Raw genomic sequence first — 15,558 nt, forward strand, 5'->3', positions numbered from 1 at the left:
CCGGGCCGACCGTCACGGCACCTGACTCCTGAGTTATGAAAGGGGGCTCGCTCAGGTGCCGCAGAAGGTCTGGTAGGTGCCGAAGTCGTCGGCGCCGGGGGCCGCGTAGTGCTCGAGCCCGGCGCGCTCCGTGTAGGGATCGGACACTGCAGCGAGGAGACCTTCCAGGGCCGCGAGGTCGCCGTCGGTCGCCGCGGCCAGAGCCTGCTCGACCAAGTGATTGCGAGGGATGTAGAGCGGGTTGACTCGGCGCATGAGCTCGGCATCCGGCCCGAGCATCCGCCACTGCTCCACCCAGGCGTCGAAGGCCGTGGGGTCGAGGAAGAGCTCGCGCGCCGGCCCGACATCACCGCTGGCGGCGGCGCCGAGGCGGCGGAAGAACGAGGTGTACTCCACCCGGTGCGCGCCCAGGATGCCGTGGAGTTCCGCAACGAGCGGCGTCGGCTCGCTGAGTCCCAGCTTCTGCAGCATGCCCGCCTCCCACGCGGCCGTGTACTCGCCGCGGAACGCGCCGAGCGCCTCGACGGCAAGCTCGATCGCGCGCTCCTCCTCCTCGTGGAACAGCGGCAGCAGGGCCTCGGCGAAGCGGGCGAGGTTCCACTCGCCGATCGCCGGCTGGTTGCCGTAGGCGTAGCGGCCCTGCTGGTCGATCGAGCTGTAGACGGTCGCGGGGTCGTACGCCCCCATGAATGCGCATGGGCCGAAGTCGATGCTCTCGCCCGAGATGGTCATGTTGTCGGTGTTCATGACGCCGTGGATGAAGCCCACGAGCATCCACCGGGCGATGAGCGACGCCTGCGCCGACACGACGGCGCGATAGAGGGCGAGGTACGGATGCTCGGCGCTCGCCGCATCGGGATAGTGCCGGCTGATCGCGTGGTCGGCGAGGCGCCGCAGCAGCTCGGTGTCGCCCGTGCCGCGCGCGTACTGGAAGCTGCCGACGCGCAGGTGGCTGCTCGCGACGCGGGCGAGCACGGCGCCGGGGAGCACGGTCTCGCGCTGCACGGGGCGGCCCGTCGCGACGACCGCGAGCGAGCGGGTCGTGGGGATGCCGAGCCCGTGCATGGCCTCGCTGATGATGTACTCGCGCAGCATCGGGCCGACGGCGGCGCGGCCGTCGCCGCCGCGCGCGAACGGTGTGCGACCCGAACCCTTGAGGTGCAGGTCGAGGAGCCGGCCGTCGACCTCGAGTTCGCCCAGGAGCAGCGCCCGCCCGTCTCCCAGCCGGGGCGAGTAGCCGCCGAACTGGTGGCCCGCGTAGGCCTGCGCGACCGGGGTGGCTCCCTCCGGCACATGGTTGCCCACCAGCATCCGGAGCCATTCAATGCTCCGCAACTCCTCCGGGTCGAGGCCGAGCTCGGCGGCGAGGGGTTCGTTGAGTGCGAGCATCCGCGGTTCCGGGGCCTCCTCGGCCTGCCATTCGATGGCCATCTCGGGCAGTTCGCGGGCGAAGCGGTTGCCGAGTGCGATGTTCAACTGCGTGGTGGCGCTCATGCGTGCGACGATACGCCGCGATGGTGACCTCCCGCTGGGTGCGGGACTAGGGTGACGAGCATGCGAAGCGTGATCGTTGTTGGGGCGGGGATCGTCGGCCTGAGCACAGCGTGGTTCCTGCAGGAGCGCGGGGTCGAGGTCACGGTCATCGATCGCGGCGAGGTCGGACTCGGGGCATCGTGGGGCAACGCTGGCTGGATCGCCCCGGCCCTCACGCTGCCGCTGCCGGAACCCGCGATCTTCCGTTACGGCGTCAAGGCTGTCGTGAGCCCGAGCTCACCCGTGTACGTGCCGCTCGCGGCTGACGCGAAGCTGCTGCGCTTCCTCGCGGGCTTCGCCTGGCACTCCACCCCGCGCAAGTGGCGGGCCAACATGGAGACCTTCGCCGAGATCAACAAGTGGAGCGTCGACTCCTTCGACGTGCTCGCCGACGGAGGCGTCGAGGACCGCACCATCACGGCCGATCCCTTCCTCACCGGGTTCACGAGCGAACGCGACCGCCAAGGTCTTCGACACGAGTTCGCCGAGATCGAGAAGCGCGGCGGCGAGGTCGACTACGAGCTCATCTCCGGCGAGGAGCTGCGTGCGCTCGAGCCGGCCATCAGTGCGGAGGTGACCCACGGCATCCGTATCGCGGGGCAGCGCTACATCAACCCGCCCCTCTTCGTGCGTTCGCTCGCCGACGCCGTCGAGGCGCGCGGGGGCACCATCATCACCTCAACCACCGTGACGGATGTCACGGACACCGGTTCGCACGTCTCTGTCGAGGTCGACCAGCCACAGGCCGGTGGCGCATCGCCGTGGGAGCTCCAGGCCGACGCCGTCGTGATCGCGAGCGGCACGTGGTTCGGCGCGCTCACGGGCCGCTACGGTGTGCGGCAGGTCGTGCAGGCGGGGCGTGGGTACAGCTTCAGCGTGCGCCCGGACGCCGTGCCGGAGCATCCGATCTACTTCCCCGCACAGCGGGTCGCGTGTACGCCCCTCGGCGATCGCCTGCGGGTCGGCGGCATGATGGAGTTCCGACCCGCGGACGCCGCGCCCGACCCGCGTCGCATCACGACGCTCGTCGAGGCGGCCCGGCCGCTGTTCGAGGGCGTCGACTGGGACGCCCGTGAGGACGAGTGGGTCGGCTCGCGTCCCTGCACGGCAGACGGCCTGCCGCTCGTGGGCGAGACGCGCTCGGCGCGGGTGCACGTTGCCGGCGGGCATGGCATGTGGGGCGTGACCCTGGGCCCGCTCACGGGGAGGATCGTCGCGGATGCGATGACAGGCGGGCCGCGGCATCCGCTGCTGGATGCCTTTGATCCGCTGCGCTAGCTGGCGCCCTCATCGGATGCGCCGGGATAGAGGTCGCTGTTCTCCTCGACCGTGCGGCGCCCGAGGTCGGTGAGAACGAGGGAGTCGTCCACCGTCTCCACCATGCCGGCGGTCAGCAGCATTGTCACGGTTCGCGGGTTGAGGCTCGTGCGGGCGGGGTCGGCGAGGATCGCGAAGGGGGGACGCTCTGGGGTCCTTGGCTGCCAGGCATCGAGTCCCCAGCGGTCGATCTGCGCGAGCGTGAAGACGGATGCGATTGACAACTGCGAGGTGGAGCGGATGCGGCGGCGCGTACTGAGCAGGCTGGGGGCGGACATGTTGGTGCGTGTGCTCCTCTCGCGGGGTGCGGCCCGGGGGCGGCCGCCGCTTGTCGGCATAAGTGCCGACACAGTCTGTACCCCGATATAACACACGATAGCAGGTTGATCCTGAGTCCATACCACCGGTATGGGCGCCGCATCCAGGCGGTGGTGGCGTGGGTGCAGTTGGCGCGGAGAACGCCGCATTAGCCCCGGCGTACCCCGTTTGCGCGAAGCGCCAGGCGCCCGGACGGGGCTCAGGCGGCGATGGCCGCGCGGCGCCCGTCGAGGTCGTCGATGCGCAGCTGGAGGGTGCGGCGGTTGACCGTCAGCACGGTGCGCTCGGGGATGGCCCGCCATCCCTCGCGCTCCCAGCCGCTTGAGGCGACCGTGAAGAGTCCATCGCGCTCGAGGTAGGAGAGCGCGTAGTAGTCGGCGCCGACGAAGGCGGGCGCCTTCACGTGCTCGTCGGCGACGATGATGAGTTCGTCGGGCGTGAGGAGGAGCGCGTTGATGCTCGCCTCGACCGCAACCTCGCTAAGGCGTGCGGCGACCGTGCGCACGGCGTCGACTGGGGACGACCGGCGCAGTTCAGAGACGAGCGCGAGCATGTAGCGCTCGCTGTCGGTGTCGCCCTGGATGCCACGGCGCAGGTCGGCGTCGATGACCTGCTCGATCGCGGCGATCTCGCGGATCGAGCCGTTGTGGGCGAACGACAGGTCGCCGTGCACGAAGGGGTGTGTGTTGCGATCCGCGACGGGCAGGTCGAGCGTCGCGGCCCTCAGGTGCGTGATGGCACTCGAAACGGGCACGGAGGTCGCGGCCCGATAGTGGGCGCTGCTGTGAGCCGCCTCGGCAGCCCGGGTGATCGTGCGCTTGCCCGCGTGCTCGGCGGCCACGCCCCAGCCGTCGCCGTGGAGGCCAGCCGAGAGGGCGGTGAAGGCGTTGAAGTCGGCGCCAAGGGCATCCGGAATCGTCGTCTCATCGCGAGACACGAGTCCAAGGAGGCGGCACATGGTTATCACCGTATGCAGCCGTGACCGGGTGCCCAAGTCGCGCCGTCATGCTCCGTAATACAGGTCAGGGCTGAGGCATCCACAGCCTTTCTAGGCCGCTGTGAGCCGGAGCGGGTAGAATCGGGTGTCATCCCCCTCCATTTCTAAGGATTTCGCATGCCCGCAATCGTGCTCATCGGTGCCCAGTGGGGCGACGAAGGTAAAGGCAAGGCGACCGACCACCTCGGCGACCGGGTCGACTACGTCGTCAAGTTCAACGGCGGCAACAACGCTGGCCACACGGTCGTGGTCGGCGACGAGAAGTATGCGCTGCACCTGCTGCCCTCCGGCATCCTCTCGCCCGGCGTCGTGCCGGTCATCGCCAACGGTGTCGTCGTCGACATCGAGGTGCTCTTCGAGGAGCTCGACGCGCTCGCCGCACGAGGGGTGGATGTCTCGCGCCTCCGCGTGAGCGCCAATGCCCACGTCATCACTCACTACCACCGCACGCTCGACAAGGTCACGGAGCGCTTCCTCGGCAAGCGCCAGATCGGCACGACCGGGCGCGGCATCGGCCCGACGTATGCCGACAAGATCAACCGCGTCGGCATCCGCATTCAGGACCTCTTCGACGAGAACATCCTGCGCCAGAAGATCGAGGGCGCCCTCCACCAGAAGAACCACCTGCTGGTGAAGATCTACAACCGTCGCGCCATCGAGGTCGACGAGATCATGCAGGAGCTGCTGCAGTTCGCCGAGCGCCTGCGCCCCATGGTCGACGACACGGCCCTGCTGCTGCACCGCGCCCTCGACGAGGGCAAGACCGTGCTCTTCGAGGCTGGTCAGGCGACGATGCTGGATGTCGACCACGGCACCTACCCATTCGTCACGTCGTCGAACGCGACCTCCGGTGGGGCTGCGACCGGCTCTGGGGTCGCCCCCAACCGTTTCGAGCGGGTCATCGGTGTCGTCAAGGCGTACACGACGCGCGTGGGTTCCGGCCCGTTCCCCACCGAGCTGTTCGATGAGTCGGGCGACTTCCTGCGCAACAACGGAGGGGAGTTCGGCACGACGACCGGGCGTCCTCGCCGCTGCGGCTGGTATGACGCGCCCATTGCGCGCTACTCGGCCCGCATCAACGGTGTTACCGACTTCGTGCTGACCAAGCTCGACGTGCTCACGGGTCTCGAAGCGATCCCCGTCTGTGTCGCCTACGAGGTCGACGGCGTGCGGGTCGACGAAATGCCCGTCTCGCAGTCGGACTTCCACCACGCGAAGCCCATCTACGAGGAGTTCCCCGGCTGGTCAGAAGACATCTCCGGTGCGCGCCGCTTCGAGGAGCTCCCGAAGAACGCGCAGGACTATGTGCTCGCGCTCGAGAAGATGAGCGGCTCGCGCATCTCGCTCATCGGCGTCGGTCCCGGCCGCGACGAGATCGTCGTGCGCCACAGCCTCACGGACTGAGCGGCGCTACGGTCCGCCGCCAGGCATACGCACTGTTGCGCTACAGTTTCCGTCCCCCGCTACTGCGATCCCTGTAGCGCGGGACGGAAAGTGTAGCGCTGAGCTGACCGCTTGGCGCGTGGCCGCGGCATCCGCTCGCGTTAGACCGTCGTGAAGCCGGGCGGCAGCTGCGCGCGGCCAGTGAGCGCCATGAGCAGGGTCACGCCCTGGCCCTTGTGCGCCGCAGTTCCCGCGAGGAGGCTCACGGCCGTCGCGATGCCCGCGGCGGGCGGCGTGTAGTCGGCACCGATGGCCCGGGCGAGATCGATCGAGTGCACGACGAGCTCGACGACGCGGGTGCGCAGGTACTGGTCGAGCAGGATGCCCATGCCACCGATCGAGACGATGCGGTCGTCGGGCTGTGCCGCGATGAGCGTGCGCGTGCGGGAGAGCGCCTCCGAGACCTGCGCCACGGGGTCGGCGCCCAGCCAGGCGCCGGCCTCGACACCGCGGGCCTCGATCGAGGCGTGGTCGGTGAACTGCTCGAGCACCTCGTTGTAGTAGTCCTCGGCCGAGGGGATGGTGACGGCGCCGGGTTCGTCCTGCCCGAGGTAGCTCTCCACCGTGAGGATGGCGCGGGCGGTGTGGCCGGCAAGGCTGCGCACCGTCCACGTCCCGAGGGCGGGCTGCTCCCACTGCTCGGCGCGAACGCGAGCGAGCAGTTGCACGAACGATTCTGAGGCATCGAGAAAGAGGGTCGTGTTGCTCACGCGTCCATAGTTGCACTTCCCGTGACAGACTGCATTTCATGCCCGCCTCCCGACCCGCTGCGGCGCCCCTTGGTGGCCGATTCGTTACGCTCCGACCGCTTGGCGCGGCCGACTTCGGCGACCTCTTTGCCGCGATCGGGCATCCGGAGGTCTTCGCCGGCGGCTACGGCGGGGGCGTTGCCGCCCTCCGCGACAGCCGGGATGACTTCGCAGAGTGGCTGCGCGGCTACCTGCCCTGGCAGACGGGCCTCTCCTTCGGTGTCTATCTGCGCGGCGGCCCCCATGACGGCGAGCGCGTCGGCACGACCTCGCTCGCCGACCTCGACCTGGCGCACGAGGGTGCCCACATCGGGTGGACGGCCTACGACCCGCGCGTCTGGGGTTCCGTCGTCAACGCCGAGGCGAAGCTCCTGCTGCTCTCGCTCGCGTTCGAACACGGCTTCAGCAGGGTGCGGCTGCAGGCGGATGCCGCCAACGAGCGTTCCCGCGCCGCGATCCTGCGTCTCGGCGCCACCTTCGAGGGGGTGCTGCGGCACGACCGGCGACGGGCGGATGGCTCGTGGCGCGACACGGCCGTGCACTCCGTGCTCGTGGAGGAGTGGCCGCGCGTGAGGGATGGCCTTGAGGCCAGGCTGGAAGCTCAGGGCGAGCGACCTGTGCTCTTCCGGGGCGCGCACTGAGCGGACCGTGTGAGCATACCGACGGTCGGTCGAGTGCTCAGCCTGCCGCGGCTATGGTCAGAATCATGGATATCGCATACACTGCAGTTGCACACGCGTCGGGGGGTGGCCGCGACGGCCACGTACGTTCGGATGACGACCGCATCGATTTCGAGGTTCGCCCGCCCAAGGAGATGGGTGGCTCGGGCGAGGGGATCAACCCGGAGCAGCTCTTCGCAGCCGGTTACTCCGCCTGCTTCCTGAGCGCCGTGCACGGTGCCGGCAAGCAGCTGGGTATCGACACGAAGGATGCCGCAGTGTCGGCCAGCGTCGGCATCGGCAAGAACGACAAGGGCGAGGGGTTCAACATCGCCGTCGAGCTCGACATCCACGTGCCGAACGCCGAGCAGGACCGCCGTCAGGAGCTCGTCGAGAAGGCGCACCGCCTCTGCCCGTACTCCAATGCGACGCGCGGCAACGTCGAGGTCACCCTCACGCTCGTCGACTGATGGCCACGAGCTTTCCTAATTCAGGAACAGAGTTCCTGAATTAGGAAAGCAAGTTCCTGAATTAGGAATGGAAGGCCGCTGCCGCCGTCGCGATGCGCAGGTCTTCCTCCGGGTGGGCGCCGCTCACCCCGATGCCGCCGACCACGGGGTCTCCCAGCGGCACGCCGCCGGGCAGCGTCGTGGCCCGGAACGCAAGCTGGTCGTCGATGTGCAGGAACAGCTCGGGGTAGTCCCCTTGGAGCTTCGCCAGCGAGTCGCTCGGCCGCTTGAACGTTGCCGCTGTCTGCGCCTTCGCGCGTGCGACGCCCAGCGTGAACCAGTTTGCGCCGTCCATGCGCGCAGCGCACACCTCGAGCCCGCGGTCATCGACGATCACGACGCTGATGCGCTTGTCGCTTTCTCGCGCGATGCGCAGGGCCTCATCGAGCGTGGCGCGGGCGGCCTCGAGGGTGAGGGTCATTGCGGTTCCTTCCATGCTCAGGATGCCTCGGGCGCGGGTATTGGCAGCACGCTCCGGATGCCCGCCGCCATGAACTCGGCGAGCACCCAGGTGTAGGCCGTCATGGAGTCGGTGCCGCCCGCGATCTGCTGGGAGATGAAGAGACCATCCGCGACGGCCGCGTGCACCATCGCGACGCTGTGGGCGAGCGCCTCGTTGTCCTCGAGCTCCGGGAACAGGCGGGTGTATGAGTCCTGCCATTCGCGGCACAGTTCGGCGCGCACGCGGAGGCACTCCTCGCGGGTGACGGAGTGCGTGTCCTCGCTGTGGAGGAACAGCATGAGCGAGATGCGCATGAGGTTCGCTGCCCCCGAGTAGCGCCACAGGCAGTGCGCCATCATCTCCAGCAGTGGATCGTCAGACCACGGGGTCTCCACGCCGCTCGTGCGGGGATGGGTGTCGATCCAGTCCTCGTGAAGGAACTCGATGAGGGCTTCGAAGATGGCGTCTTTGTCTTTGAAGAACCAGTAGATCGACGTGGGCGAGCATCCGCATTCCTTGCAGATGCGCGCGATGCTCGCCGCGTCGATGCCGATATCGGATGCGACGGACTCTGCGGCACGCAGAATCTGGATGCGGGTGGAGGTCTCGTCGTGCTGGGTCGGGCCGGCGGGCGGGAGCGAGGCGACGGCGCGTGCCGCCTCCGGCGGGAGCGCAACGGCGGCTGACGGTTGCTGCTCGAGGCGGGTGGCGACGCCTTCGAGCCCCGCCACGATGATGTCGGTCGTGATGTCGCGGTCAAGCTCAGAGGTCATCGAGTTGATGAACCGCCCATCGACGGCCGAGAGGGTCAGGTTGCCGAGGAGTTCGGCCGCCGCCATCCGCTCGATTGCATCGTCGATGCGCAGTGAGCGATCCCACCACGCCGTGATGGCCGAGAGGGTGCGCCCGCGGAACTCGGTGAAGCGAAGTCGCGCCGTCGGCTGCACGGGCCGGCTCTCGAGACCAAGCATGAGACCGAAGGTGCGGTACTCGGTGCCCTCAGCGCTTGGCGGGGTGAGCCCGAGCGCATTGTGCCGGAGTGCGAGCGCCCGCTTCTCCGGGGGGACGACCTCGCTCCAGGAGGGAGACGTCGCACGCCGCTTGCGGTAGCTGTATTCGAGGGCCTCAGCGAAGAGGCGATCCTTGTTGCGGAAGTGCCACAGGATGAAGCTCTCCGAGAGCCCCGCCTCTTTCGCGACCGCGGCAATTGTTGTCGCCTGATACCCCGAGCGGGTCACGAGCGTCAGCGTCGCCTCGAGGGCGCGCGAACGCTGCTCCTCGGTCTCGCTGCGCGTAGTGCTGTCGGTCATGGCCCCGTCCGGTCGTCCTCGCGGAGGAATCCCATGATGAGGGCCTCGAACTCGCGAGCGCGTTCGAATGGTACCCAAAGCCCGGTCTTTCCGAACACGTGCAGGCGAACATCCGGAATCTGGTTCAGCATGAACAGGGCGTTGTCATAGCCCTGGATGCGGTTGTCGCGACCCCAGACCACGAGCGTCGGTGCCTCGATGCGATCGAGGAGGGTCCAGAGCGGTGGCCCCTGGTCGGGCTTTCGCTGCCCGCGTCCCTCCGGCGCCTTGGCCATGAACTCGGGGTCGATGCTCGCCTGATAGCGATCCTGCACGACATCGTCGGTGATGAGCGACTGGTCGTACATCATGACGGAGAGGTAGTTGCGCATTTTCTCTTCTGACGGCCCGTCGCCCTTGTAGTAGGACTGGATGACTTTCTGGCCCTCGGTGGGGCGCGTGCTGAAGAGAGGGAGCCCGCCCATGGAGCTGACGAGAATGAGCCGCTCGATGCGCTCCGGCGCCGCGACAGCCATCTTGATTGCGGCACCACCGCCGGTGGCGAGCCCGCACACACTCGCCGTCTCGATCGAGAGGGCGTCCATCATTGCGAGGAAGGTCTCGGCGTAGAAGGCGTTGCGATCGCCCTCAACCTCGGGCTTGTCGGATTTTCCGTAGCCGGGCAGGTCCACGATGATCGTGCGGAAGTGCTGCGAGAGCGCCTCAAGGTTCTGGCCGAAGTTACCCCAGCCGTAGGCGCCGGGGGCGCCGCCGTGCACGAGCAGCAGCACCGGGCCCGCGCCTGCCTCGTGATAGTGGATGCGCACGCCCGCGGCATCAACGGTGCGGCTCGTCTCTTCGGCGGTGAAGGTCACAGCGGTGTCTCCCGGGATGGTGATCGGATGCGTGCCGCACCATCGTCGCGGCGGTGCGGCGGTGCGGCGACCGGGTCGGTCGGGGCGAGGCTAACACGGTGCCCGAGTGTCGGAAGAGCGCGTGCCGCCGTCTGGAACGCCGAGGTGGGATGCGGCATCCGAAGCCTGTTTGATGGCATCCGAACTACCCTCGCAAGGGGGCGAATTGAGCGACGTAGCTTGAGAAGGAGGCCGTGTGACATACGCAAAGGTCATCGCCATGAGGGCAGTGCATCTGTTGGTCGTGCTGCTCGGCGTGAGCTTTCTCGTCTACCTCCTGCTCGACCTGCTGCCGGGCGACACCGCCGAGGTGCTCGTCGCGTCGAGCTCCAACCCCACGCCGGGCGCGGTCGAGGAGATTCGCAAGGAGCTCGGACTCGACCAGCCCTTCATGGTGCGCTACGTGCAGTGGCTCGGCAACGCCATCACGGGTGACCTCGGCGTCTCCTTCCGCACGGGGCAGCCCGTGACCGAGGCGATCGGCGAGCGGCTGCCCGTCACGATCCAGCTGCTCATCATGGCCGAGATCATCTCGCTCGCGATCGCCGTGCCGCTCGCCGTCGCCGCCGCCCGCCGCCGCGACCAGGCCTTCGACCGCGTCGTCTCGGTCTTCACCTTCACGCTGCAGTCGATCCCCAACTTCGTGGTCTCACTCGTGCTCATCGTGATCTTCGCGGTGACGCTGAACTGGTTGCCGGCCATCGGCTTCGTGCCGCTGCAGGAGGACGTGCTTGGCAACATCCGCTCGCTCCTCATCCCGTCGATCGCCCTGGCCTCGGCGCTCGTACCCCTCTATATGCGGGTGCTGCGCAACGAGATGATCCGCACGCTGCAGGAGGACTACATCCTCGTCGCCCGCTCGGTCGGGTTGACGCAGCGGAGCGTGCTGTTCCGCTACGCACTCAAGCCCTCGCTGCCCACGCTCGTGACGGTCGTCGGCATCAACATCGGCACACTCATCGGCGGCACGCTGCTGATCGAGCTCATCTCGGGCCTGCCCGGCATCGGCACGCTCATCTACAGCGGCATCAACAACCGCGACTACGTGCTCGTGCAGGGCCTCATCCTCTTCATCGCCTGCGCCTACGTGCTTGCCAACTTCATCGTCGACATGATCTACCCGCTACTTGACCCAAGGGTGCGCGTATGAGTTTCACAACCAAGACCAGGTCCCAGCGCACGGTCGTGCCGGGCAGCCCGCCCATCGGTGGGCGCGGACTCCTCGGCCGCTCACGCAGGGGGGTGCCGCCCTGGGCCGTCATGATCTCGGTCGGATGGCTCGTGCTCCTCATGGGCAGCGCCCTGCTGTTGCCCGTGCTGCCGCTGCCTGACCCGTCGCGTTCCGACTACGGCGCCATCATGGCGCCCATGTTCAGCCCCGGGCACATCCTCGGCACCGACGAGGTGGGGCGTGACATCCTCGCCCGGCTGCTGTCGGGCGCGCAGGTGAGCCTCTTCGTCGGCGTGGCCTCGATCGCGCTGGCCGTCGTGCTCGGTGCTCCGATGGGCATCCTGGCCGGCTACTTCGGTGGCTGGGCGAACCGCTTCATCGTCGCCGGGCTCGACATCGTGCTGTCGTTCCCCAACCTCGTCGCGCTCATCGCCCTGAGCCTCTTCCTCGGCCCCGGCCTCTGGACGATCGTGGTCGGCATCGGCATCATCGCCTCGGCCCCCGTCGCACGAGTCGCCCGCTCGGCGACACTGACCTTCGTCAACCGTGACTTCGTGACCGCCGCGCGCGGCATGGGCTTCGGGCACGCTCGCATCATCGTGCGGGAGATCCTGCCCAACGTGGTCGTGCCGGTGCTCGCCTACGCGATCGTCGTCATCGCGGTTGCGATCGTCGCCGAGGCGAGCCTCAGCTTCCTCGGCCTCGGCATCCAGCCACCGGATGCCAGCTGGGGCTCCATGATGGGCACCGGCCGGGCGAAGCTCACCCAGGCGCCGCACATCGTGCTGCTGCCGGCATTCACGATGGCCCTCTCCATCCTTGCGATCAACTTCCTCGCCGAGCACTTCGCGAAGCGATTCGACATCAAGGAGTCTGCGCTGTGACGGTCGAGCCCATCCTCGAGGTCAAAGACCTGCGAATCCAGTTCAAGACACCGCAGGGCATCGCGGAGGTCGTCAACGGGGTCAACCTCTCGATTGCGCCCGGCCGGGTGCACGGCCTCGTCGGCGAGAGCGGTTCGGGCAAGTCGGTGACGGCGCGCGCCGTGCTCGGCATCCTTCCCCGCAACGCCCTCCACAAGCGCGAGGGCAGTGTGCGCTTCGCCGGTGAGGAGATCCTCGGCCTCAGCGAGGACGAGATGCGCAAGCGCATCCGTGGCCGCCGCATCGCCATGGTGTTCCAGGACCCCATGACCGCCCTCAACCCCGTCATGCGGGTGGGTAAGCAGCTCGTGCTGCCCATGCGCCGCCACCTCGGCATCAGCGGCAAGGAGGCGAAGGCGCGCGCGATCGACCTGCTCGGCCAGGTCGGCATCCCCGACCCGGAGGAGAAGTTCAAGGCCTACCCGCACCAGCTCTCGGGCGGGCAGCGCCAGCGCATCATGATCGCACTCGCGCTCTCGTGTGACCCGGAACTGCTCATCGCCGACGAGCCGACGACGGCACTGGATGTCACGGTGCAGGCGCAGATCCTCGACCTGTTCGACAAGCTGCGGCGGGAACGCAACCTCGCGGTGCTGCTCGTCTCGCACGACCTGAGCCTTATCGCCGAGCGCTGCGACGAGGTGTCGGTCATGTATGCGGGACGCGTCGTCGAGACGGGCTCGGCCATCAGCACCTTCGAGGCGCCGCAGCATCCGTACACCAAGGCACTTGAGGAGGCCCGGCCGAACCTCGAGAACCCGCCGCACACCGTGCTGCGCACGATCCCCGGCCGTCCTCCCCAGCTCACGAACCTCCCGCACGGGTGCTCCTTCGCCAACCGGTGCCCCCGCATGACGGAACTCTGCCTCGACGTCGACCCGCCCCTCGAGCCGGGGCCCGCCGGTCGACCCGTCGCCTGCCACCATCCCGTCGCCGGCCCCGACGAGCCCCTCGGGGTCTCGGTCACCGCCGCGAAAGAGAGGATCTCCTGATGACCGACACGGCAACAGCTCCCGCAGTCAGGGACTCGTCCGGAGATGACATCGTGCTCTCGGCAAAGGGCCTCGTGGTCGAGTACCCCGTGCCGGGCAAGAAGCCCGTGCGGGCCGTGCACGGCATCGACATCGAGCTGCGCCGGGGCGAGACCCTCGGTCTCGTGGGGGAATCCGGATGCGGCAAGTCGTCGACGGGTCGCGCGCTCGTCATGCTGCCCCCGCCCACGGAGGGCGAGGTCATGCTCGGCGACCTGCGCCTCGACGGCCTCACACAGAAGCAGCTGCGCAAGCACCGCAAGGAGCTGCAGCTGATCTTCCAGGACCCGATCTCCTCGCTCAACCCGCGTCGCACGGCGCTCGAGATCGTCATGGAGCCACTGACCTTCCTCAAGCACCCGAAGCCGAAGGAGCGCGCGCTCGAACTCCTGCAGGAGGTGGGCGTCGACTCGGCCATGGCCAAGCGCAAGCCGCACCAGCTCTCGGGTGGGCAGTGCCAGCGCGTCTCCATCGCGCGCGGCGTTGCGCAGCAGCCATCCGTCATCATCTGCGATGAGCCAGTTTCGGCCCTCGATGTCTCGGTGCAGGCCCAGGTGCTCAACCTGCTCGAGCGTATGAAGGATGAGCACGACCTCTCGCTCGTCTTCATCTCGCACGACCTCGCCGTCGTCAAGAACATCAGCGACCGCGTCGCCGTCATGTACCTGGGGCGGATCGTCGAGCTGGCCGGCTCGGAGGACATCTACCAGCATCCGAGGCACCACTACACGGCGCTGCTACTGAGCTCGATCCCGCAGCCGAACCGTCCGGAGAAGCTGCAGGATGTCGCGAACGAGGGCGAGATCGCCACGAGCCCCGCCCCCAGCAGCGGGTGCCCCTTCGCGTCACGGTGTCCCGCCGCGACGGAGATCTGCCGCACCGTCATGCCGCCGCTCGCGGAGCTTGCGCCCGGGCACCGGGTGGCCTGCCACCACCCCATTCCCGTGGAGGCGGAACCGGACCTGCGTTCGGCGAGTTGAGCGGGCCCGCTGAGGAGGGCGGCACGCCCCGCCGGGGACCGTTCAGCGCGCTGCGGCACCGGCGCTTTGCGATCTTCTGGGTGGCCGCCGCGGTCTCCACGACGGGCACGTGGCTGAGCAACCTCGCCGTGCCGTTCGTCATCTTCGAGATGACGCACAGCGCCACCTGGGTCGGCATCGGCGCGGCGGCACAGTTCATCCCCAACGTGCTCATGGGGCCCTTGGGCGGGGCGTGGGCTGATCGCTTCGACCGCAGGCGGGTGCTGATCGGCACCCAGATCTTCGGCAGCGTCGCCGCCCTGATCCTCTTCTTCGTCGTCGCCTCCGGCACGCAGAACCCGCTCCTTGTCATCCTGCCCGTCACCCTGCAGGGCATCTTCGGCGGCCTCAACCTGCCCAGCTGGCAGGCACTCGTGCACGACCTCGTGCCGCGGGAGGACATCCAGTCGGCCGTCACCCTCAACACGATGCAGTTCAACGTGGGCCGGGCGCTTGGCCCCGCCCTCGCGGGCATCCTCATCGGGACGCTCGGGCCCAGCCCCGCCTTCCTGCTCAACAGTGCCTCGTTCGTGTTCGTGCTGGTCGCGCTCATCGCGATCGGGGGCGGCGCGCGGCGGGCGCTCGCGAAACCGCGCATCAGTGCGCTCAGGAGCTTCGGCACCGCGCTCTCCTACATCCGCCGCCAGCGTGGGATCGCGGTGTCGATCATCGTGTCGATCGCGATCGGCATCCTCTTCAACCCCGTCTTCAACCTCACGATCATCCTTGCGGCCACGGTCTACGACGCCGGCGGACTCGAGCTCGGCATCATGACCGCCGCCGCCGGGGTGGGGGCACTCGTCGCGGGTCCGATTGTCGCGTCGTCGAAGCATCCGCTCTCCCTCGTCACGCTTGCCGGGATGCTGGGCGTCGGCGCGGCCGTGCTCGTGTTGGGGGCCGTCGAGAACTACATCGCCGCCGTCGCCGCCCTCGTCGTCGCCGGCGCTGGCTTCCTCACCGTCATCGCGGGCGTCAACACCGCCATCCAGTTGATCGTCACTGACCGGATGCGCGGCAGCGTGATCGCCGTGCGCATCATGCTCTACACCCTGTCGATGGCGGTCGGCGCGCTCATCATGGGCGGCATCGCCGACTGGCTTGGCGTGCGCGAGTCGCTCATGATCGCGGGGGCCGCCATGCTGCTGCTCGGGCTGCTGCTCCTGCTGCGGCGCGACGCGGGGATCGGCCGGCTCGACGACCCGCAGGACGAGCAGTAGTTCCAACCACACGCCACATCACTCGCA

16 protein-coding genes are annotated in these 15,558 nt (G+C 68.4%); 9 read left to right on the forward strand and 7 right to left on the reverse strand.

Features of this window, described 5'->3' with window-relative positions; genetic code table 11:
• Positions 1-51: 51 nt before the first annotated feature.
• Entirely contained in the window at positions 52-1,494 is a 1,443-nt protein-coding gene (locus ACIQK7_RS06030) for a protein adenylyltransferase SelO family protein (RefSeq protein WP_325209987.1), read from the reverse strand.
• 60 nt (positions 1,495-1,554) lie between these two features.
• On the opposite strand from ACIQK7_RS06030, the gene ACIQK7_RS06035 reads away from it, so the two are divergent.
• Positions 1,555-2,811: an NAD(P)/FAD-dependent oxidoreductase gene (locus tag ACIQK7_RS06035; protein ID WP_403022230.1), complete on the forward strand. Its 1,257-nt coding sequence runs from the start codon at positions 1,555-1,557 to the stop codon at positions 2,809-2,811.
• Here the strand turns inward: ACIQK7_RS06035 and ACIQK7_RS06040 are convergent.
• Positions 2,808-3,128 carry a hypothetical protein gene (locus ACIQK7_RS06040; RefSeq protein ID WP_403022231.1) on the reverse strand — a complete coding sequence of 107 codons (321 nt, stop codon included), beginning with the start codon at positions 3,126-3,128 and terminating at the stop codon, positions 2,808-2,810. The genes ACIQK7_RS06035 and ACIQK7_RS06040 overlap by 4 nt on opposite strands.
• A gap of 239 nt (positions 3,129-3,367) precedes the next feature.
• Entirely contained in the window at positions 3,368-4,126 is a 759-nt protein-coding gene (locus tag ACIQK7_RS06045) for a class II glutamine amidotransferase (RefSeq protein WP_325209990.1), read from the reverse strand.
• 156 nt (positions 4,127-4,282) lie between these two features.
• Here ACIQK7_RS06045 and ACIQK7_RS06050 point away from each other — a divergent pair, with 156 nt between their 5' ends.
• Positions 4,283-5,569: an adenylosuccinate synthase gene (locus ACIQK7_RS06050; protein WP_403022233.1), complete on the forward strand. Its 1,287-nt coding sequence runs from the start codon at positions 4,283-4,285 to the stop codon at positions 5,567-5,569.
• Positions 5,570-5,709: 140 nt separating this feature from the next.
• On the opposite strand, the gene ACIQK7_RS06055 is transcribed toward ACIQK7_RS06050, so the two are convergent.
• Positions 5,710-6,318, reverse strand: coding sequence for a maleylpyruvate isomerase family mycothiol-dependent enzyme (locus tag ACIQK7_RS06055; protein WP_403022234.1), 609 nt, complete (start codon positions 6,316-6,318; stop codon positions 5,710-5,712).
• Positions 6,319-6,356: 38 nt separating this feature from the next.
• On the opposite strand from ACIQK7_RS06055, the gene ACIQK7_RS06060 reads away from it, so the two are divergent.
• Both ACIQK7_RS06060 and ACIQK7_RS06065 read left to right on the forward strand, forming a co-directional pair.
• Positions 6,357-6,998 (forward strand): GNAT family N-acetyltransferase, encoded by a 642-nt coding sequence (locus ACIQK7_RS06060; protein ID WP_403022236.1) that lies wholly within the window; start codon positions 6,357-6,359, stop codon positions 6,996-6,998.
• A 65-nt stretch (positions 6,999-7,063) separates the two neighbouring features.
• On the forward strand, positions 7,064-7,486 hold the full coding sequence (locus ACIQK7_RS06065; RefSeq protein WP_403022238.1) for an organic hydroperoxide resistance protein: 423 nt from the start codon (positions 7,064-7,066) through the stop codon (positions 7,484-7,486).
• A 61-nt stretch (positions 7,487-7,547) separates the two neighbouring features.
• Here the strand turns inward: ACIQK7_RS06065 and ACIQK7_RS06070 are convergent, their stop codons facing one another.
• Genes ACIQK7_RS06070 through ACIQK7_RS06080 form a run of 3 tightly spaced genes read right to left on the reverse strand, consistent with a single transcriptional unit; the run spans position 7,548 to position 10,131 of the window.
• On the reverse strand, positions 7,548-7,946 hold the full coding sequence (locus ACIQK7_RS06070; protein WP_403022240.1) for a heme-binding protein: 399 nt from the start codon (positions 7,944-7,946) through the stop codon (positions 7,548-7,550).
• A gap of 17 nt (positions 7,947-7,963) precedes the next feature.
• Complete coding sequence (locus tag ACIQK7_RS06075) at positions 7,964-9,277, reverse strand: TetR/AcrR family transcriptional regulator (protein WP_403022242.1); 1,314 nt, start codon at positions 9,275-9,277, stop codon at positions 7,964-7,966.
• Positions 9,274-10,131 (reverse strand): alpha/beta fold hydrolase, encoded by an 858-nt coding sequence (locus ACIQK7_RS06080; RefSeq protein ID WP_403022244.1) that lies wholly within the window; start codon positions 10,129-10,131, stop codon positions 9,274-9,276. Before ACIQK7_RS06080 ends, ACIQK7_RS06075 begins: the two co-directional genes overlap by 4 nt.
• Positions 10,132-10,366: 235 nt before the next feature.
• On the opposite strand from ACIQK7_RS06080, the gene ACIQK7_RS06085 reads away from it, so the two are divergent.
• The 5 genes from ACIQK7_RS06085 to ACIQK7_RS06105 are packed head-to-tail and all read left to right on the forward strand — an operon-like array spanning position 10,367 to position 15,531.
• The gene (locus ACIQK7_RS06085) at positions 10,367-11,320 is read left to right on the forward strand and encodes an ABC transporter permease (protein ID WP_403022246.1); all 954 of its coding nucleotides are present in this window, start codon (positions 10,367-10,369) and stop codon (positions 11,318-11,320) included.
• Positions 11,317-12,225 (forward strand): ABC transporter permease, encoded by a 909-nt coding sequence (locus tag ACIQK7_RS06090; RefSeq protein ID WP_403022248.1) that lies wholly within the window; start codon positions 11,317-11,319, stop codon positions 12,223-12,225. The genes ACIQK7_RS06085 and ACIQK7_RS06090 overlap by 4 nt, the downstream gene beginning before the upstream one ends.
• Complete coding sequence (locus ACIQK7_RS06095) at positions 12,222-13,256, forward strand: ABC transporter ATP-binding protein (protein WP_403022250.1); 1,035 nt, start codon at positions 12,222-12,224, stop codon at positions 13,254-13,256. The genes ACIQK7_RS06090 and ACIQK7_RS06095 overlap by 4 nt, the downstream gene beginning before the upstream one ends.
• Entirely contained in the window at positions 13,256-14,275 is a 1,020-nt protein-coding gene (locus ACIQK7_RS06100; RefSeq protein WP_403022252.1) for an ABC transporter ATP-binding protein, read from the forward strand. The genes ACIQK7_RS06095 and ACIQK7_RS06100 overlap by 1 nt, the downstream gene beginning before the upstream one ends.
• A complete protein-coding gene (locus ACIQK7_RS06105) occupies positions 14,272-15,531 on the forward strand; it encodes an MFS transporter (RefSeq protein ID WP_403022254.1) in 1,260 nt (419 codons plus the stop codon). The genes ACIQK7_RS06100 and ACIQK7_RS06105 overlap by 4 nt, the downstream gene beginning before the upstream one ends.
• Positions 15,532-15,558 lie beyond the last annotated feature (27 nt).

The organism is Salinibacterium sp. GXW1014 (assembly GCF_044769865.1).
Lineage (GTDB): Bacteria > Actinomycetota > Actinomycetes > Actinomycetales > Microbacteriaceae > Homoserinimonas.